The organism is Vibrio sp. VB16, assembly GCF_015594925.2.
GTDB lineage: Bacteria > Pseudomonadota > Gammaproteobacteria > Enterobacterales > Vibrionaceae > Vibrio.
In genome coordinates this window covers 2418968-2437518 of the sequence record NZ_CP087590.1, presented here as the reverse complement: position 1 = coordinate 2437518, position 18551 = coordinate 2418968, and the positions used below count along the sequence as shown (strand labels likewise).

General features: G+C 42.3%; 20 protein-coding genes. 7 read left to right on the top strand and 13 right to left on the bottom strand.

Features of this window, described 5'->3' with window-relative positions; all coding sequences use genetic code 11:
- Window positions 1-192: 192 nt before the first annotated feature.
- Window positions 193-1191, top strand: a complete 999-nt coding sequence (locus IUZ65_RS11000; protein ID WP_195703772.1) for a succinylglutamate desuccinylase/aspartoacylase family protein — start codon at window positions 193-195, stop codon at window positions 1189-1191.
- A gap of 56 nt (window positions 1192-1247) precedes the next feature.
- On the opposite strand, the gene IUZ65_RS10995 is transcribed toward IUZ65_RS11000, so the two are convergent.
- Both IUZ65_RS10995 and IUZ65_RS10990 read right to left on the bottom strand, forming a co-directional pair.
- On the bottom strand, window positions 1248-1925 hold the full coding sequence (locus tag IUZ65_RS10995) for a hypothetical protein (protein ID WP_195703771.1): 678 nt from the start codon (window positions 1923-1925) through the stop codon (window positions 1248-1250).
- A gap of 324 nt (window positions 1926-2249) precedes the next feature.
- Window positions 2250-2576 (bottom strand): hypothetical protein, encoded by a 327-nt coding sequence (locus IUZ65_RS10990; RefSeq protein ID WP_195703770.1) that lies wholly within the window; start codon window positions 2574-2576, stop codon window positions 2250-2252.
- Window positions 2577-2837: 261 nt separating this feature from the next.
- On the opposite strand from IUZ65_RS10990, the gene IUZ65_RS10985 reads away from it, so the two are divergent.
- The 3 genes from IUZ65_RS10985 (at window position 2838) to IUZ65_RS10975 (ending at window position 5889) form a co-directional block, all read left to right on the top strand.
- Window positions 2838-3728 (top strand): DMT family transporter, encoded by an 891-nt coding sequence (locus IUZ65_RS10985; RefSeq protein ID WP_195703769.1) that lies wholly within the window; start codon window positions 2838-2840, stop codon window positions 3726-3728.
- Window positions 3729-3963: 235 nt separating this feature from the next.
- Window positions 3964-4335, top strand: a complete 372-nt coding sequence (locus tag IUZ65_RS10980; RefSeq protein ID WP_195703768.1) for a hypothetical protein — start codon at window positions 3964-3966, stop codon at window positions 4333-4335.
- Window positions 4336-4638: 303 nt separating this feature from the next.
- Window positions 4639-5889 (top strand): DEAD/DEAH box helicase, encoded by a 1251-nt coding sequence (locus IUZ65_RS10975; protein ID WP_195703767.1) that lies wholly within the window; start codon window positions 4639-4641, stop codon window positions 5887-5889.
- 135 nt (window positions 5890-6024) lie between these two features.
- Here IUZ65_RS10975 and IUZ65_RS10970 read toward each other — a convergent pair whose 3' ends face one another.
- The 4 genes from IUZ65_RS10970 to IUZ65_RS10955 form a co-directional block, all read right to left on the bottom strand.
- Entirely contained in the window at window positions 6025-6342 is a 318-nt protein-coding gene (locus tag IUZ65_RS10970) for an AzlD domain-containing protein (protein WP_195705088.1), read from the bottom strand.
- Window positions 6342-7082: an AzlC family ABC transporter permease gene (locus IUZ65_RS10965; RefSeq protein WP_195703766.1), complete on the bottom strand. Its 741-nt coding sequence runs from the start codon at window positions 7080-7082 to the stop codon at window positions 6342-6344. Before IUZ65_RS10965 ends, IUZ65_RS10970 begins: the two co-directional genes overlap by 1 nt.
- A 70-nt stretch (window positions 7083-7152) precedes the next feature.
- Entirely contained in the window at window positions 7153-7986 is an 834-nt protein-coding gene (locus IUZ65_RS10960; RefSeq protein ID WP_195703765.1) for an AraC family transcriptional regulator, read from the bottom strand.
- 142 nt (window positions 7987-8128) lie between these two features.
- Window positions 8129-9052, bottom strand: a complete 924-nt coding sequence (locus IUZ65_RS10955; RefSeq protein ID WP_195703764.1) for a LysR substrate-binding domain-containing protein — start codon at window positions 9050-9052, stop codon at window positions 8129-8131.
- 151 nt (window positions 9053-9203) lie between these two features.
- Between IUZ65_RS10955 and IUZ65_RS10950 the strand changes: the two genes are divergently transcribed.
- Both IUZ65_RS10950 and IUZ65_RS10945 read left to right on the top strand, forming a co-directional pair.
- Entirely contained in the window at window positions 9204-9647 is a 444-nt protein-coding gene (locus IUZ65_RS10950) for a DoxX family protein (protein WP_195703763.1), read from the top strand.
- Between the two features lie 26 nt (window positions 9648-9673).
- Window positions 9674-10369 (top strand): pirin family protein, encoded by a 696-nt coding sequence (locus IUZ65_RS10945; RefSeq protein WP_195703762.1) that lies wholly within the window; start codon window positions 9674-9676, stop codon window positions 10367-10369.
- 41 nt (window positions 10370-10410) lie between these two features.
- Here the strand turns inward: IUZ65_RS10945 and IUZ65_RS10940 are convergent, their stop codons facing one another.
- From IUZ65_RS10940 to IUZ65_RS10915, 6 genes are all read right to left on the bottom strand, one after another.
- Window positions 10411-11025: a substrate-binding domain-containing protein gene (locus IUZ65_RS10940; protein WP_195703761.1), complete on the bottom strand. Its 615-nt coding sequence runs from the start codon at window positions 11023-11025 to the stop codon at window positions 10411-10413.
- Window positions 11016-11240: a mercury resistance system transport protein MerF gene (gene merF, locus IUZ65_RS10935; protein WP_195703760.1), complete on the bottom strand. Its 225-nt coding sequence runs from the start codon at window positions 11238-11240 to the stop codon at window positions 11016-11018. Before merF ends, IUZ65_RS10940 begins: the two co-directional genes overlap by 10 nt.
- 6 nt (window positions 11241-11246) lie before the next feature.
- Window positions 11247-11708 (bottom strand): hypothetical protein, encoded by a 462-nt coding sequence (locus IUZ65_RS10930; protein ID WP_195703759.1) that lies wholly within the window; start codon window positions 11706-11708, stop codon window positions 11247-11249.
- Window positions 11709-11874: 166 nt separating this feature from the next.
- Window positions 11875-12849, bottom strand: coding sequence for a helix-turn-helix domain-containing protein (locus tag IUZ65_RS10925; protein ID WP_195703758.1), 975 nt, complete (start codon window positions 12847-12849; stop codon window positions 11875-11877).
- A gap of 80 nt (window positions 12850-12929) precedes the next feature.
- Window positions 12930-15035, bottom strand: coding sequence for a multiheme c-type cytochrome (locus tag IUZ65_RS10920; RefSeq protein ID WP_195703757.1), 2106 nt, complete (start codon window positions 15033-15035; stop codon window positions 12930-12932).
- Window positions 15036-15050: 15 nt separating this feature from the next.
- Window positions 15051-16784: a sulfatase-like hydrolase/transferase gene (locus IUZ65_RS10915; protein WP_195703756.1), complete on the bottom strand. Its 1734-nt coding sequence runs from the start codon at window positions 16782-16784 to the stop codon at window positions 15051-15053.
- Window positions 16785-17438: 654 nt separating this feature from the next.
- Here IUZ65_RS10915 and IUZ65_RS10910 point away from each other — a divergent pair.
- A complete protein-coding gene (locus IUZ65_RS10910) occupies window positions 17439-17822 on the top strand; it encodes a VOC family protein (protein ID WP_195703755.1) in 384 nt (127 codons plus the stop codon).
- Here IUZ65_RS10910 and IUZ65_RS10905 read toward each other — a convergent pair.
- Window positions 17819-18457 (bottom strand): response regulator transcription factor, encoded by a 639-nt coding sequence (locus IUZ65_RS10905; protein ID WP_195703754.1) that lies wholly within the window; start codon window positions 18455-18457, stop codon window positions 17819-17821. The genes IUZ65_RS10910 and IUZ65_RS10905 overlap by 4 nt on opposite strands.
- Window positions 18458-18551: the final 94 nt, after the last annotated feature.

Below are 18551 nucleotides of genomic sequence, written 5' to 3'. Positions count from 1 at the left end.
TGTATTCCCACGCTGGTGAGCGCGGACATAAAGCGATGAGCGTATTTAGCTATCAAATCAACGAATAATCGTCAAGTTATGCTCGTTTAATTCCGTCACACGGTCCGGAACAAGGGTGGCATCACTAGGGGAAGCGTAGCGGTAACATTTGCGTTAATATGGCGTACTGCACTTTTGACTATGGAGAGGTTAATGATCGGTTCACTGAACGAATGTATTGTTCCTATGTACCCTACAATTCAAGCGTTAAATGTGGATGCGCTTTCTGCGGGTGAGCATAAATTTTGGTTTGCTGTGGCTACCGATGCCATTGGTCACCCACAAACTCTAGCCGTTAGGGTATTCAAAGGCAAAAAACCGGGTAAACGAATAATGATTACTGCTGGCGTTCATGGCGATGAACAAAACGGTATCCTAACTGCACAGCAGCTCGCTAGAGCTCTGGTTGATTTAGATCTTATCGGTACGGTGACTATAGTGCCGACGGTGAATTTGACGGGTATTGTTCGCCATAGTCGTGACTTCCATTCTGCCGCTCCAGACAGCTCATCTACCAATCTAAATCGCGTGTTTCCGGGTAGCGCAACGGGTGATGATGCCAGTCGTTATGCGAATAGTCTTTGGGAGAATCTACTTAAGCCCAATGCGGATTTAGCTATCGATCTCCATTCTCAAACAAGTGGTTCTGCTTACCCACTTTATGCCTTTGCGGACTACCGACTAGAAGATTCTATTCGCATGGCAAGGCTTATTAATCCGGATGTCATTCTTAATGATCCGGGCGATCCGGGTATTCTTGAAACGGTCTACAATCAAGCTGGGATTCCATCCACCACCATTGAAGTCGGTATCGGCCGGTATACCGATCTGGAGATGATAGATCGGGCCACCAACGGCGTATTAAATATCCTTAAATCGTATGAGATTATTCCCGGGATAGTCGAGCTCAACGAAACGTTGTGTGTTGAGGGCAAAGAGATTATTAGTGTGCGCGCAAAGCAGGGTGGTTTCGTTATTTGTCATGTTGAATTGATGGATATAGTTACAGAAGGACAGGTTTTGGCTATACAATACAACAGCTTTGGTGATGAAGTGGAGACCTATACGGCACCTATCGCTGGGACGGTTATTAGCCATAATGTCGAGTCCGTCCGAGCCCCAGGTTCGTTGGTGGTGAGGCTGATACGCTAGTCGTAGCAATAGCCGAAAATTACACTACGTGCTCTGTTATTGCTAAACGCAAGGTATTACAGGGCAGGCTTATGCAAAAAGCGGATGTTATCAATACTGATGGCGATGCGACCATAAAACGTTTGTCGGTTTTCAGTCCGAGCCATTATCAGTTCAGTTTGCAACTCGTTAAGAAAGCTTGGTAATACGGTAAACGGCTCGCATAGGCAGCTGCTCTCACCGGACAACCTGTACTTATCGGATACCTTGGTGGCTAAATCCAGCTTTCCCTTGGTGATTAAGTGTTTTCTAAGTGCATGAAAAAAAATGGAATGTGTCACCTCGAATCTTTCCCTTTTGCCTGTCCAATGGTGGAGGGTGACGACCGGACGGGAACCACTATCACCCTTTGATTCATCATCTCTATCAGTATCTTCATCGTTCTTGAATAATATGTCATAGTATCCAGATTCCCCTACGCAACCTTGTTCCGACAGAGTGTACTCAAATAAACTTTCTGCTGAGAAACCAATGTTTGTTAGTACGTCAGCACAAGCATTGAGCATTGTTTTGCCATCGACCATGCAAGCGTGTTTAAAAACGCCTTGTTTATCTCCAAATGTTAACCAATGTCTCATCGCATCAATTTGCGGTAGCAGTGAAGAATGTCTGGCAAATTGGTATAGCTCTGTTTCGATATCGCTTAATAATTCCAGCGCTTCTTGGCTCACAGAATTACATTCGAGTGTTTTCATGCTCAGACCTCATCATAATGACTATATGTGGATAAACATTACCGAAAGTACCTTGCCGATATTGTGACTACTTTGGGATTTTAGTCGTTGTGATGTCGAAAATACAAATTCTGATGTTGGGGATGTTTAATAAAACTGACAGGGATATGGAGTTATTTCGCTTCAAATCGTTCAGATAGCTGAGAGACTACCAACTCTTACCAGAGCCAGAATTGCCTATAATTAGGATTTTATACATAGACTTATCGATGACTTAATCTTGAGAAAGATGTTGACTGAGCGGAACGTATTCTGGTTTGTTATACATTTAAACTTAGTTAGAAATTAATATTTCACTTTCGGAGGTAGATAGTCAGAAGTCAACATCTCACTCTCGGAGGTAGAATGATTGTCTGCTAAACCCATAGAACCGACAATGTAAAGAGCACTAGTAATCGCGTCTAACGTTTCATTCTGCTTTCTCCTCGGAACATCTCCAACTGCAGGTACAGTTGTTGGTTCAGTGACGGATTTACAAACGATACTTTCACAAACGATGTTTCGAGGTTCTAGTGAGATATCATCTGGAGTATCATAAATGCCGGCGGAAAAGCCAATAGGGCTATGTAAAGTCGCAGAAAATAAAGCGAATACCGACATCCATTTGTACATCCATCATTCCTAATAGTATATTCATATAATGTATGAATGGTATCGGAACAAAACTCGTATGAACAGTGTTTTTTATTATTGAATAACATTTTTATGTTGATATGACACTAATTAAACCAATGATTTAATTAGTGCGATCCAAATATTGGGTTCAAAATATTCGACAATTGATATCCATCTTCCCCCGTTGGTGTAATATCAGGTTTACCTAATCGCAGCGTGTGAAAACACAACAACAAATCACTCAGTTAAGAGCCAACTATGCCCAACACCATATCGCCAAAAATGATAATTCTTGCGACTACCGCTGCTGTTTGTATGGGCACGATAGGTGTCATCTCGCGATTATCTGAACTTGATGCCGCTACCGTCACTTTCTTTCGGCTATTTATTGGTGGCGCTCTTTTGCTATTGTTGATGGTGATAACGGGTCAAAGCCGTCAGTTGCGCATCAAACCTCATCCTTTAATGTTGGTAAACGGTGTGATGATCGCCGGTTTTATGACGTTTTTCGTTGCGTCTTTGAATTACACAACGATGCTTATCGCTGTCATGGCGCTATATCTGGCACCCGTTGTTGCAACCGTCATTGCACACTTTGTGCTTAAAGAAAGGCTCAATCGGTATTCATCGTCATCCGTAGCCGTCGTTTTATTCGGTTTTATTCTCGTCATGTACCAACCGGCAGATGTTGCTGCGCCTCAAACATCTTGGTTAGGTTTGGCGTTAGCATTGGCAGGAATGGCTTGTTATGCCAGTTTTATCTTAATTAATAGGGTCATTCCAACGCACTACCACGAATTTACTAAATGTAGCTGGCAGTTTTTAGTCGGTGCTCTTTGCGTTGTGCCTTTGCTTTTGAATTCAGAATTGTCTTTATCTACAGCCCAATGGGGTTGGATGTTGTTGGCGGGTATATTTCCGGGTTTTCTGGGTATTGTTTTAGCAATCTACACCATTAAACGCATGCCTGCGGCAACCTTCAGTACCATCTCTTATATCGAACCTATTTCAGCGGTGATGCTCGGATGGATTGTCTTTGAAGAATCGCTCTCACTGGTACAAATGCTAGGATGCGGAATCATTATTTTAGCAAGTATTGCGCAAGGTATAAAACCGCGTCGTCGCAAAGTCATTACCGTCAATAATTAAAGAGAAAATGGGCGTGATGGGTCGTCTATCGAGTGATTACTCTGGAACATAAAACAGCATAACGCCTTTAGACCTCTCGCTTCAATTCACTCTGAAATGTGAAGCTTGTTGGGTTGATGACATAACGGGTGCGGATGTACTACCTCAAATAATTGCTAAAGTTGATGCCGAAACATGAGCTAGGGGGTAAACTTGATCCAGAAGTTAAATCCTAGTTAGAGCAAGAGAATCAATAATGACGCATGAAACGAAAACAATGGAAGTGCCTGTAGCTATCGCGGATAGAGTTCAGGCTTTGATTGACGGATATATAGCAAAAGAAAAGTTCAATGCTGAGTGCAAGGTGGTGGTCGACAATTTACTTGCCATGGATAAACTTAGTTGTGAGATGGCTGTTTATAGTTTGTCTCAAACTGAGTTGCTCGATACGCTTAGATTCGCGTATGAGTTATCCGGTACCAACAGTAAATTCGTCAAAAATATCATCACCCAATGCAGAGATAATCCGAAGAAAATCTTATCTGATTCTCAGAGAGCGTCAGCAAAGAGTATGTTATTTGACTTGATCAATGAGCCTTCGGTCGTTTCCGCTATGAAGGAAAGTTAAGACAAGCAAGACTAGCGGGGGATACACACCTTAAGACTCGATAATTTTAAAAACTCGATGATTCTAAAAATTCGATAGTTTTAAGGCGTTCTCCCACCTAGTGCTTTGAATCACCACCATTTAATGGCGAACATTACACCACTTCAACCGCTCACTCCTTGAGGTGCATGTCCCTTCGTTTTCCTTCCCTCCGTTTTCACTGCAATACCTGTTCCTTGGACGTTCGCGAAATTTACTAACTTAATGAGCCATAAATAAGTTAAAATAATCGGCTATTATCTTCGTCTTGAGCCTTTTATATTAATGACCACTGTCACAACGCCAGCCAACTTTACAGAACTTGGCCTTATTCAACCCTTGTTAGCTCGTTTAATTGAGCTGGAATATCAGCAGCCAACGCCTATTCAAGCGCAAGCTATCCCAAGTGTATTGGCAGGGCGTGACCTGATTGCAGGTGCGAATACCGGTTCAGGTAAAACGGCCACCTTTGCACTTCCGCTATTGCAGCACATACACGATGAAAAACCATTGAGTAGTAAAAGCAATAAAGGTAACTATGTTACTGGACTGATTTTGGTGCCGACTCGTGAATTGGCCAAGCAGGTTGCTGACAGCATAAAATCTTATGCGGTGCATTTTAACGGTACAATTAAAACGGTTGCGGTTTTTGGTGGTGTGTCCGCGAATACTCAAATGCTCGCATTACGTGGTGGCACTGACATTTTGGTGGCCACACCAGGGCGATTACTCGATTTGATTTCAAGCAATGCTATTAAACTTGATAGAGTGAAGACTCTGGTGCTTGATGAAGCCGATCGAATGTTGAGTCTAGGCTTCACTGATGAGCTTACAGATCTTTTAGCATTGTTGCCAAAGAAAAAGCAAACGCTACTGTTTTCTGCGACCTTTCCAGAACAAGTACAGACGTTAACTCAAGCGCTACTCGACGACCCTGTTGAATTACAATTGCAAAGTGCTGATGCCAGCACCTTAGTGCAGCGTGTGTTTTCTGTTAACAAAGGGGAAAAAACAGCAGTATTAGCGCATTTGATCAATCATCATCAATGGCGACAAGCGCTTATTTTTGTCAATGCCAAACACAGTTGTAATCACTTAGCTGAAAAACTCTCTAAACGTGGTATTGCCGCAGAAGTGTTTCATGGTGATAAAGGCCAGGGGGCTCGTAGTCGCGTGCTTGAAGCATTTAAGGCGGGCGAGATTGAAGTATTAATTGCAACAGACATTGCTGCCCGTGGTCTAGATATCGATAAACTACCTGTGGTGATTAATTTTGATTTACCTAGGAGCCCATCAGATTACATGCACCGTATTGGTCGAAGTGGCCGTGCTGGTGAAGTGGGCTTAGCATTATCGCTTATCGATTATGAAGATTATCATCATTTCAAAATCATCGAAAAGAAGAACAAGATCAGACTCGAACGTGAACAAGTAGTGGGTTTTGAGGTCGATGACGTAGTCAGTGAGGAATTCTTAGCGGCAAATAAACCGATGGCGAAGCCTGAAGGCAGCGGTAAGAAAAAAAAGCACAAATAACTAGTTCAAAAACCTAGCATTAAAATATTGATCCAACTAATGGGGACAGACCCAACTAATAGGGACATACACCTTAATATCTGAAGTGTCTGTCCCTTACTTTTGCACCTTACTTTATTGGTTTTTCATTTTTAATCAGCTAAAAATAACAAGTTTACAGATCAAAAATGCACCCATGCTGATCACTATCGTTAACAGAACGTTATTTGTTTTCCAGATAATCAGACCCGTTATGATAGCGCCTATCAAATACGGATTATCCAATCTAAATGAGAATTCACCTTCCGGGAAAAACACGATCGGCGCCCACAGTGCCGTTAGAACCACAGGCCCAGAATAACTCAACAGTCTCTGAGCATGGTTATTCATCTTTAGTGGAATTCGTGGCTCAAGAAACAAGTAACGGCTTAAAAAAACAACCGCGGTCATTGAAAGTATGGACAGCATTATCATCATTGATGCCTTTTAGTTCGGTTCTCTAGGTATTGATTTCTTTTTAATAAGATCTCACACGAGTAACCACTCACTATTCCACTAACTGACGCAATCATTAGCCCTCCTTCAATTTGATTCAATAGCAAGAATACAGACACAATCAAAGAGACGATGACGGAAATGAAGACTGGTATCGACTTGATTTGTGGAACCACCAGAGCAATAAAGGTGGCCGCAACAGCAAAGTCCAATCCGACTTCATTTAAGGATGGGATTTTGCTGCCAGCAATGATGCCCATAAAGCTAGCGATATTCCAAATAATATAGAATGAACCGCCGGCTCCCAAGGCATACCAGCGATTAAACTCTTTATCTGATTGGCTGCTACAGATTGCGAATAATTCGTCGGTTAACCAGAATCCAAGCAACAAACGCCATCGACCAGACAATGTACTGATTTTTCTTCGCATGGATACACTGTACAAAAAATGACGGGAAGTGATTAAAAAAGTGGTGAGCAGCAACGTGCTAAGTCCGACTTCTTCTTTGAACATACCGACGGCGACTAACTGAGCTGAGCCTGCAAATAATACCGCAGACATAGCTTGTGCCTCTAGGCCTGACAAACCGGCATCTATCGCATAGGAGCCTGCCAGAAAACCCCAAGGAAGAACCGCGATACTTAGTGGAAGCATCGTTATTACACCCTGCCAACATAATGTGCTTTTTCTCTCTGTTTGGATTTTACTTTGTTTCATTTATTCGTTTCCTCTACGAGCATTCTTTTAATCTAGTGATCTAAAAGCGGTAGAGATTGTACAAACTTGCTCAGAGCATTTTTAAGTACTGACCGGGGGTATACCCATTAGCATTCTTGAAATGACGATGAAAATGACTTTGATCGTGAAAGCCACATTCCTGTGCTGTATCTGAAATGGTGTGGCCTTTTTTGAGCAGTTTTCTTGCTAAACGCAGACGAGATTGGATTTGATAAGCATGGGGTGGGAGCCCAAAAGCTTTCTGAAAAGAACGAACCAAATGATAAGGGCTTAAAGAAGAAAGTTTGGCGAGTTCACTCAATGAAACATCCGCCTGAGGGAGATCATCCAAGAACTCTTTTACCAATAGTAACTGTTTTTGTGTTTTGACTTCGGTATTAAGGGCAAGTTTAGATTTAGCATGCTTACCCATCAATTTCACCAAGGTGCTGTAGATAAGCGATTCTCTAAGCAAACGGTTATTTGAACTATCTAACGTATTGAAAACCAGCCGAAGCTGGCTAGCTAGATCTGGGTCAGAAACGACGGCCTTAGGAAAATATGGAGCACCATAACTAGGTAAATAAAGCTCTGTGGTTATCTGCTCTAGTTGTTGTGGAAGCGGGTACATCGCTCGATACGCCCAACCACCTTCTGAAGCAGAATGACCACTGTGCACCTCATCAGCATTAACCAGAATTATCGTATTTTTCGGCGCGATATGATGCCCACCAGTGCGGTAAAACCGTTGTGCGCCAGTCTCAATAAGTCCGATGGTATAGCCTTCATGACTATGACGAGAAAAATTCTGTTTTTCATATTTGGCATCAAGAATCTCAAGACCACCAAGTTCTTCAGTGATCTTATAATCAGCACGTTCTTTGCTGGGTTTATTCTTCGCCATAGCATCTCTTTTCAGTTTACTAACCATATTACTGTTCTAACTTAGCTTAGCGCATACTCATCGTTTGGTTTTGTACAATATTGCGGTTTTTGTTTAACAATGTCTGCAATGATCATGTGCATCACGCCCTTTTTGTTTATGGCTATGCTTTAACTATGCCGTTGGTGCTCCCGCTAAGCTCCCAATCTATTTGACAAAGCTTTTCGACAAACCATTCAAAGGCTTTCCCTTCATGATTTTTATGCCAAGCTATATAGACATCTTGAGAGGGCCTTGGAATCGCGCATTCTTTTGCAATTAATTGGCCACTCTTAAAATAAGGTTTCGCCATATGCTCAGGAATAAAGCCGATGCCCAAGCCTTTTACTTGTGCTTTTAGTTTGGACCCCATCGAGTTCACTCTGATGACTTGTTTGCTATTAAATAGGCCACTGTCACGTACAGGAAGCAGTTGGGATGTATCAGAAACGACCACTGCGGGATATTGACTCAGAATATCCGCTTCTAGAATACCCTCTACTTCTGCCAGAGGGTGGTCAGGCGCAATAGCAAAAACAAAGGAAACTTGACCTATTTTGTGTGTTTGAAACATCCCCTTGGGTAGTTCACCTGTTGCGCCAATGATGATATCTGCCCGTCGACTATGAAGTGCATCCCAGCCACCGCCTAGTACTTCAACACCCAAAGACACATCTACGTTATGGTCAAGTTGATTGAATTCACCTATCAAATCGTATAGAGAACATTCAGGAATGACCGTATCTCGAGCAATTCGAATATCACTCTCCCAGCCGGATTCTAGCTGTTGAACCGAGTCAAAAAGTCGATTGGTTGCGAGAAGTATTTCGCGTCCATGCGCCAAAACAAGACGACCCGCAGGGGTGAGTTGTGCTCTTTGTTTCGATCTATCGAACAGAGCCACGCCCATACTGTCTTCAAGTTTCTTGATTGTATAGGTTAAAGCAGAAGGTACTTTGTATAATGATTCTGCTGCAGAAGAGAAACTTCCTTTTTTATCAATGGCATCCAGTGCTCTTAGTGCATCTATTGTTATTGAATTATGCATGAAATCCTCTTGTTCGAAAATTTTGAATAAAGCATTCAAATCATTCCGATTTTTTCTTCAATCTAACACACCTAAACTTAGATTCAACGCTTGAGGTGTAAAACAAAAAAACGCATTTCAACATTGATCGAAAATTTTTGAGGAGAACATAATGAAAGTAATAATACAAACACTCGCATCATCTAATGCAGGCTATGGTGCTCTGGTACTTCGAATCCCGGTAGGCATTATTTTTATGGCTCATGGCGCGCAAAAACTGTTCGGTTGGTTTGGCGGTTACGGCCTTGAAGGTACAGGGCAGTGGATGGCTTCAATTGGCCTCGGCGCAGGGGTATTGATGGCATTTTTAGCAGGTAGTGCAGAGTTCTTTGGCGGGTTGTTTCTTTTGCTAGGGTTATTGACCCGCCCCGCCGCTGCGGCACTTGCATTTACGATGGTCGTCGCCATTTCCGCTGTCCATTTAGAGAACGGCCTATTTTTGTCAAACAACGGCTATGAATTTGGTTTGGCTCTTTTGGCAGCAAGCGTATCACTCGCATTTTCTGGCGCTGGAAAAGTCGCTCTAGATACCGGCATCGCTAAGAAATTGGCTTGATTGAACATTGATAAGAGAAAATGAATATGATCACAGTACGCAACGCTCAAGATCGTGGGCACGCTAACTTAGGTTGGTTGGAGAGTAAACATACCTTCTCATTTGGTCACTATCACGATCCAAAGCATATGGGTTTTTCCGCTCTTAGAGTTATCAATGATGACATTGTTAAGCCCGGAGCAGGTTTCGGCACTCACGGTCATCGCGACATGGAAATTGTCAGCTATGTCTTAGAAGGCATTATCGAGCACAAAGACAGTGAAGGAAATGTTCAGGTTTTACCTGCTGGTGAGTTTCAATTAATGTCAGCAGGACGAGGCATTTACCACAGTGAGTACAATGCGTCGCAAAATGAAAACTTAAAATTCCTACAGATCTGGATTCAACCGAACACGTTTGGTAAAACACCAGGTTACCAGCAAAAGAATTTCGGTAAAGAGAACGGCCTGACGCTAATTGCTAGCCCTGACGGGAATGATGGTGCGTTGAGCATTAAGCAAGATGCGTCACTGTACCAACTGATATTGGACGCGGGCCAAAGCATCGATTTTGACATTGAAGATGGACGCAATGTCTACCTTCATCAAATAAGGGGTAAGCTTCAGATCGACAATACCATTATTGAAGCGGGATCCGGCGCAAAGATCGAACAGCAAAACAAGGTGCGATTTATGAATGGCCAGCAAGAGCAGGTGACAGCATTACTTTTCGATTTGCCTTAGCGATAACATTGGTCGCATTTCATCGCCGCGAGGACTGAAAATTAACACCGAAACCATTCGGCTAGTCTACTCGACACAACTCTTGCTGCGGCAGGAGTTGGTTCTGATTCCCGTACGAGCGCTGACCAACCGAGAGTGAGTGTCGACTTTCCTAATGTCACCGCTGATACACTTCCATTATTGATGGCAGATTGAACGGCCCACTTTGAAAGGATACTCACACCGAACCCTGCGGCTATCAGTTCGATAATTGCATCGGTCACTTCAACAACGGTGACCAAATAAGGGACCACACCGGAAGGGCGTATAAATCGTTCATACTCAAAACCTGGTTGCGCAGATTTGCTATAGGTCAGATAATCTTCACATTCCAAATCTGTTGCTTCAATAAATGCCTTTTTTGCCAATGCATGTTGTGAATGTGTAATCAATACGAGTTCATCTTGAAATACAGGGATTGAGTCAATACCGGGGATCGCCAAGTATCCGGGGGCCAAGACAACATCAACAGTACCATCCTGAAGGTTTTGAATTGGGTTCTGTGTTGCCGAGGCAACCAGCTCCAAATGAATGTCGGGTTCTTTTTTTGCCATAACCTGCAAAAATGAGCAATTAGTGGGGACACACACTCTAATTCGTGGTCCAACTAATCGCATTCGGATTCGTTTTTTTTCTTGTTTTTAAATAACGCATAAGTTGTCAGGCCAACGAAAAATAGGAGAGAAGGCAACAGGACATAATCCAAATAGCCAATCAATCCAGAAAGACCAATCGCGGTGAATAAGATGACAAGGATTGGGGTAAAACAACACAGTGTTGCCACTACGGTCCCCGTAATACTCCATTTTAATAATGATCGTTGTTTATTCATGGGGACCTACTTTTTCTTACTGCCACCACTGTTATTGTTACTTTTTCCGCCGCCGCTATTACTTTTGTCGTTTCCTTTGTCGTTTCCTTTTTTGTTTCGACTGTTGCTGTTGGCCTTTTCTTTATGCTTCCTTTCTCCACTTCCATTCCCTGGGTTGGAGTACTTACTGTGTGCCGCGAGCTCAACTTCTGTAATATAGCCGTCTTTATTCTTATCGAAGGATGCGAAAGCGCTTATCTTGTTCTCCTGATCAGTCGAATCATTGGTGTCGGAGGCATCGTCATCCTGTTGTTTTCCTCGGAAATGATTGAGTTCATCTTCGTCAATCACGCCATCACTATTGGTATCGACAGTGCTAAACGACGGAGGTTGGTGCCTTCCTTCCTGATCGTTTTCCTCTTCATTGGCAATGCTATTGAAGGATAATGTAATGGTGATCAATATAAACCCTAGAATGTATCTGTTCATAATATTAGTCCTATCCATGGTATAAAAAGGCAATACTACAAGCATAGCAATTAATTGATAGTAAGCTCAAAAAGGATAAAACTATCAAAAAATCATATTAAGAAGGCTCATTCAAGCAGAAAAAATCGCTGGGATAGTCATTGTTAAATGTGAAGTAACTGATGAGCTAATAACAACGCTTTAAAGTTGCGGAAGGTAATTCGTTGAAAAATCGTTTGTACTCACCAGAGAAACGACCGAGTTCAAAGAACCCCCAGTTGAGAGCAATGTTAGAGACGCTATGATGATTGCTTGAACTGGCGATCAACTCTTGTCGAACACCATTTAAGCGTAAAGCTCGTAAGTATTGGTTGGGTGTTAAGCCAAAATACTCTTGAAATCCATATTGTAAGCTGCGCTCACTTAAGCCTGAAATTTCACATAATTCAGATTTGGTGGGTACCAAGTGTGCGTGATGTTTTAGGAACTCTATCGCGATACGGACCCCTTTGATTCGCTTGGACTGCGGTAATAGTTTTTCTCTATACACACTTGTTGGTTTTAGTGCATTGAGTGTTATGTCTAATACTGTTTCGCTATAGGCTTTCTTTACTAATTGATGATGTAGCAGTTCAGGTTGTTGGTGAAGAAGGTAGATTAACTGGCTTAACCCATGTGTATATTGATTGAATGCGGTTTCTTCGGTTTGTACTGCTTTATTTTTAAGCCATTCAATAGGGAATTCTTGACCGGTAAGAAGAAGATAATTTTGGTATAGAAAATCGCGACTAAAAATAGTTGCAACATAATCAATGTGGTTGGAAACGTTGATATCCCAGTCACCGCCGGAAGCTTGAAGTAAACGCTTTTTGGGGTTGATGTTGCCATAGAAGGAGCCGCGAATCGACGGTATTACGAGAGAGGCGAAAGGAACATAACTGCTAGGGGGGGATGCCTCTATTCTCGTGCCGATATTTAACTGTTCACGAAGCAGCAGTACGTCGCCGAGATTCACTTCGATACATTTTGCGTTCAGTTCTCCGGGCCGAAGTTGTGTGTATTGCCGACCTTTATCTTTGTTAAAGGTCTCTAGTTGACCAAAATCAGATGTTGATAAGGTGCGGTAACTGTTAATAGATTTATTTTTTTCTGTTTGTATCACGCTCAGCTAAACCTTTGTTTATAGAATTTTTTAGTATAGTTCTTAATAATATATCGGTGGTTTTTTCTTCTTCTAATTAATTATTCGGGTAATGTTGTTGGAGACGGGGTATTAAGTTGGCTTTTTGCGAGTTCAGTGATGCTTTGGTAATAGCTATTTTTAGGTTCGAGTTCTACAGAACGTATTAAGTGCGCTAAGGCGAGGGTCGAGTTATCTTGTCGAAGATGAAGAAGACCAAGGCTGAATTGAATCGCTGCCGAATTTGGCGCATTTTTTGCGCCTTTCTCGAGGGTTGCTTTTGCTAAGTCATCTCGGTTCTGTTCTCTGTATAGATCAGCTAAATTGACATAACTCGTCTCAAAGTACGGCTCTATTTCTATCGCGCCTTGGTAGCTTGTGAGCGCTGATTCAAATGCACCTTGTGCTCGATAAACATTACCTAGATTGGTGCGAGCAAATGCTCGGTCAGAGTTGTACCTTTGAATATCTATATACTCATTTAAAGCTGGGCTTAGTTGTGTTTGTTGGGCAGAACTTAAGGACGACCAGCCTTCTATAAGCGCACCTGCCGCCGCGGTTCTTACCATTAGTATTGGGTCATCGAGTAGGGGAGACAACAGTGCCCACCGATCTTCATTGTTATAACTGGATGTCGCTGAAACCGCCGCAAATCGCACCAGTGGACTGGTATCTTTACTTCCTCTCATCGCTGCAATTGTTGCGAATTTCCCGTCAATATTACTAAGACGGCTCAATGCTGACGCTCTGATAATATCCGCTTGATTTTTATCTAAAGCGATATAGCCCAATGCTTGCTCAGCAGCAGAATGACCAATTTCTCCCGCAAAATAGGCGAGGGAGAAATGTTTTTCTTTATTTCGGGTTGAGTCTGGAAACCATTGGTCTATATAAGAGGCCGCCCACTGCGGGTTTTTGTCACTATGGCAATCTGTACAGACATCCGGTGTATTCATCTGATTGCTTCTCATTGGGTTTGGTATATGCCATGCGTGATCCCTTCTTGGGTCGATCTGCATGTAGTTTGTTGCTGGCATGTGGCAGTTAACACACCGATCACCTTCTGAGCCTGGATCATGATGGCTATGTTCTATCGATGAATATTTATTGGATAAATGGCACTGTAAACATACCGCCTCTTCTGGAATAACGAGCTTTGCGGTATGAGGGTCGTGACAATCTGTGCAGACAACACCTTTCGCTGCCATTTTAGATTGAAGAAATGACCCATAGACATAATCCTCATCGAAAATCTGTCCATCAGAATAATAAATGTCAGGAGATATCAAATTTAGCTCGTATTTGTCGCCAAACTCGCCTTGTGTGTGGTTAACGGAATCATTGAGCTGAACGCGTCTGCTATGACATTGAGCGCAAGTGGAGACTAAATCAGTGGATTCTATACTCGTTGGTTGAAGCGTTGATTGGCCTTCAATAAATTGCCACTGCTTTACCGATTTAGATAGATTTCGTTGAAAGCCAAAATGTTTGTCTTCAGGCTTGACCTCTTTATTCGCCCATAGAACATGTTGCGAGGCCGGACCATGGCACGCTTCGCAATTGACATCAATTTCACTCCATGTTGTCGCGTATTGGTCTGACTTTGTATCGTAATTTTTCTTTAGATTTGTGGAGTGACAATCGGCACATGTGTAATTCCAATTCTGTCCGGAATTGGTCCAAAAAAATGAGCTGGTCGGATTCATGCTTGGGTACAAATAAAACCATTTTTGACCATTTTCCGCTTCAGCTCTCGAATCCCAGGCAAAAGGGATTAATTGAATTCTTCCGTCAGGGAATTTAACCATGTACTGCTGAAGTGGATCAAAACCGAAGGTGAAGCTGATTTTATAGTCATGAAAAATGCCGTTCTCATCCTGAATATTGACCCAATATTCATCGTCTTTTTTGAAAAACCGGTTTACTTCATTTTGGTAGTGTAACTCTGCATTATCAAAGTCGCCCAGAACGGACTCATCATTAGCGTGCTGCATTGCTTTATCATGATGCGAGCCTTGCCATGCCTTCGTTTCTTGCTCATGGCATGACTCACAGCTTTGACTGCCGACAAATACATTGTCTAATCTTGATTCACCATAAGCGAATGACGTGATAGCGTCAATGAGCACGAGAGCTATCACAAACACACTGTTTTTTACGACAAACACGGGTGCTGTCATTCCTTATAGTTTGCTGTTTTTTATAACTTGATCTATCGGGTTATAACCTTCAGGTACAGGAACAAGTGAGTTCTTTTTTTCATACGCCTTATATTCTTTTCTCATTTGAGCGACCATTTCTGGTTTGTCCTTGGCTAGGTTATTTAGCTCTGAAGGGTCAATAGTGATGTCATACAATTCCCACTCGCCATTTCCTTTGGGTGGTGGGTTGATGGCGAGTTTATATCTGCCTTTAAATACGGCACTACTACCCGCCAGTTCATAGCCAATGGCTTCCGAATCAGGGTGCACGGCTTTTTGTTTGCCAGTCATTACACTCCAAGCACTGGTGCCATCTGGTGCATGGTATTTTTTGCCGTTATAGGTACCAGTATGCCTGTCAATATTGGTGACTTCTAGAATAGTAGGGTAGATGTCTTTTACAAAAGCAAATGTATTAACCTTACTGTCGCTAGGAATAGCGGACGGGAATCGAGCAATAAATGGAACCCTTAACCCCCCCTCAGTAGAGAAGGTTTTAAAGTAGCTATTTGGTGTATTGGCAGCGGCAGCCCAACCTGGACCATAATCGGCGTAGGACCCTTTTTGCCCCATTTCAGAATAGTCACCTTTGTAGTCGTCCATATAGGTGAATTCATAGTTTTTTTCATACCATGGACGATATGCTTCGTTGTTTGATAGTAGGTTAGGATCGGTACCATTGTCAGACATAAATATAATCAATGTATTATCTAACTCTTTGATATCTTCCAAATAGGCAAATATTTTGCCTATGTTGTGATCCATATTGTCGACCATGCCCGCGTAGGTTTGCATGCGGCGAGCATTAAATTTCTTTTCTTCTTCAGAAAGTGCATCCCATTCAGGTAATTTCCAATCATCAAACGATGTTTTTCCAAATTTGTCATCAACGGATACCGCGTTAGGGAATAACTTCTGCTCGTTTTGATTCTTGAGTCGACGGCTACGAAGCGCTTCCCAACCGGAATCATAAACACCGTCATATTTGTCGATAAACTCTTTAGGTGCTTGATGAGGGTAGTGAACGGCCTGGTAACCAATCCATGCTAAAAATGGCTTACCATCTTCACGATTGCTCTCGATATTATCGATGATTCGTTGTGTATAGAAATTGGAAGAGTAGTAGTCTTCAGTCGGTAGTTTGACTTCGTTTTCGTTCTCAAAGTAATGCACCCTGTCATACATTGGTGCATAAGGCATTTCAACCCAGTTGTCTGCTCCACTTTCTGCAAGAGCAAATGATTGTTCAAACCCTCGAGAATAGGGGATGGAATCTTTATTGCTGCCGAGATGCCATTTACCCGCCATGTAGGTATGGTAACCAGCATCTTTCAATACGGTTGCAATAGTAACAACACTATTATTTAGATGGCCTTCATAGCCCGGTTTTCCGAACTGATTGTCGGCCATAATTTCATGCATGTTACCGAGGCCTGCTAAGTGGTTATCGACGCCGCTGATCAGCATGGTACGAGTAGGAGAACACGTTGCCCCAACATGGAAGTTAGTAAAGCTGACCCCTTCTTTCGCAAGCTGGTTAATATTGGGTGTTTCTATTTCACTGCCATATGCGCCTATATCACTAAAGCCCATATCATCCGCAATAATAACCAACACGTTTGGCCTATCGGTGTCGTTTGTCATATCTGCCGCATGTAATTGAAGCGATGAACTGCCTAGTACGGCTATTACGCCAGACATTACTATTTTATTCACGTCCCTCTCCTTGTTCTAAAAACGTATCGTGATGGTAAAACAAACATTTTTCACTAAGCATGTTTTCTGGTTGTTAAGGCCCTACTTCAGGCAGACCGAACTGGTATGTAAAATAGGTCTATTAATTTCCCGCATACTTTTAATTGATGGTAGTGATAGTAAAGAGGCGTTGATAGATGGTTGAAATTACTGTCACCACTTATTAACATATTACCAACATATAAATTGCTCACTATGCAAATTCGGCAAACCTAGTAATTTATCGTTTATGAGACAGTTGAGGGAAGACGGTACGGATCGGAGATAGTAGGACATCCCCCTAAAACCTTGTTTAGTTCGTAGGCGCGTTAAGCGCGTCGTTTAATTGCTTTGCCATCATAGCGCTTTTTAAGATGCTAGTATGACTCTCATTGAGGCCATAGACGGTGACAGCATCATTTTGCATTGTAAACGGCAACTGGCTTTCTAAAGACACAACACCATCTGAATTCTCGGAAGAGAATAAGGAATCAGATCGGTTACGATAAGTGAAAGTGACATAGAAACAGTTGCAATAAAGTTCAAGTCAAAATTGATCTCTGTCGCTTATATCCAATACAACCACACTTGCCCATTCTATTCTCGCTATTCATTCGTAGGTTAGAGGGAAATAAAATGAGATTTAAGTACGCCATACTTTATGTTGAAGATGTTACGAAAACGCTCGAGTTCTATGAGAAAGCATTCGGTTTTAAGTGTTCATTCCTCCATGAAGGCGGTGACTATGGAGAATTAGATACAGGAGGTACGACGTTATCATTCTCCTCTCTGAAACTAATGAACCAACTGGGCAAAGGGGCTGTTGCTCCCAATACTTTGACACCGAGTTTTGAAATAGCTTTTGAAACAGAAAATGTAGCCAACGTGTTGGAGATAGCAATCAGTGCTGGTGCTCGATTGGTCCAGAAAGTTGAAGAAATGCCATGGGGACAAACTACTGCATATGTAAATGATATCAATGGTTTTTTAGTTGAGATATGCAGCCCAATTCGTAACTAATACGCTTGCCAGAACAGTTGAGAGATCAGGTCGTGCCGTTTGAGTAACTCTGAGGGAGTGACACCAAACCAATGTTTGATCTCTCTGCACATATGTGACTGATCGGTATATTGGTATTGATAAGCTACTTCTGTAAATATACCACCGTCAACCAGCGTTTTTGCGCTCTGTCTGGCTCTTGCTAGGCGTAGCCAAAATGACGGACTACGCGGGGTGTTGCGTGAGATCACTCGTTGTAAGGTTCTGGAGCTAACGCCCAATTGATTGGCACAGTGTTGAATACTGGTGCCATGTTGCTTAATACAATGTAATACCTCAGATATATTCTCATTGGTATGTGTTGCACTTTCTATTTGGTCGGTTAGTTTACTTGTGGAATGAAGAGATGACAGCAAGCCCGATTTGTCCAATTGTTTAACTTCACAACCAGGCCTAAGACGAAACCCCATCATTTCTGTCTCTGGTTCCATTTCTACGTTGATAGTTTGTAGATAAAGTGGAGAGAGGTAAACCTGAGGAGAGCGGTTTTTTTGTAAGCTAAAAATCACATCCTGACAGCCATCGGGTACCACATAGACACTCTTATGTTTGGTTACTTTAGAATGCCAAAAATCGATGATGTTCTCACTGGCCATAATTTTGCTGATATCTATTACTATTGTGATACTAATAATAATTACATATCCTGAAGCCTTCTCCCAGCTCTTTTTCTAGTGCGTGCCATGTTTT

Bases quoted from the DNA above. Each gene is read 5' to 3' on its own strand.
- IUZ65_RS10955 (WP_195703764.1), bottom strand. From the start codon at position 9,052: ATGCATAATTCAATAACAATAGATGCACTAAGAGCACTGGATGCCATT.
- IUZ65_RS10905 (WP_195703754.1), bottom strand. From the start codon at position 18,457: ATGGCCAGTGAGAACATCATCGATTTTTGGCATTCTAAAGTAACCAAA.
- IUZ65_RS10945 (WP_195703762.1), top strand. From the start codon at position 9,674: ATGATCACAGTACGCAACGCTCAAGATCGTGGGCACGCTAACTTAGGT.
- IUZ65_RS11000 (WP_195703772.1), top strand. From the start codon at position 193: ATGATCGGTTCACTGAACGAATGTATTGTTCCTATGTACCCTACAATT.
- IUZ65_RS10965 (WP_195703766.1), bottom strand. From the start codon at position 7,082: ATGAAACAAAGTAAAATCCAAACAGAGAGAAAAAGCACATTATGTTGG.
- IUZ65_RS10970 (WP_195705088.1), bottom strand. From the start codon at position 6,342: ATGATAATGCTGTCCATACTTTCAATGACCGCGGTTGTTTTTTTAAGC.
- IUZ65_RS10975 (WP_195703767.1), top strand. From the start codon at position 4,639: ATGACCACTGTCACAACGCCAGCCAACTTTACAGAACTTGGCCTTATT.
- IUZ65_RS10985 (WP_195703769.1), top strand. From the start codon at position 2,838: ATGCCCAACACCATATCGCCAAAAATGATAATTCTTGCGACTACCGCT.
- merF (WP_195703760.1), bottom strand. From the start codon at position 11,240: ATGAATAAACAACGATCATTATTAAAATGGAGTATTACGGGGACCGTA.
- IUZ65_RS10930 (WP_195703759.1), bottom strand. From the start codon at position 11,708: ATGAACAGATACATTCTAGGGTTTATATTGATCACCATTACATTATCC.
- IUZ65_RS10990 (WP_195703770.1), bottom strand. From the start codon at position 2,576: ATGTACAAATGGATGTCGGTATTCGCTTTATTTTCTGCGACTTTACAT.
- IUZ65_RS10980 (WP_195703768.1), top strand. From the start codon at position 3,964: ATGACGCATGAAACGAAAACAATGGAAGTGCCTGTAGCTATCGCGGAT.
- IUZ65_RS10910 (WP_195703755.1), top strand. From the start codon at position 17,439: ATGAGATTTAAGTACGCCATACTTTATGTTGAAGATGTTACGAAAACG.
- IUZ65_RS10995 (WP_195703771.1), bottom strand. From the start codon at position 1,925: ATGAAAACACTCGAATGTAATTCTGTGAGCCAAGAAGCGCTGGAATTA.
- IUZ65_RS10960 (WP_195703765.1), bottom strand. From the start codon at position 7,986: ATGGCGAAGAATAAACCCAGCAAAGAACGTGCTGATTATAAGATCACT.
- IUZ65_RS10950 (WP_195703763.1), top strand. From the start codon at position 9,204: ATGAAAGTAATAATACAAACACTCGCATCATCTAATGCAGGCTATGGT.
- IUZ65_RS10940 (WP_195703761.1), bottom strand. From the start codon at position 11,025: ATGCGATTAGTTGGACCACGAATTAGAGTGTGTGTCCCCACTAATTGC.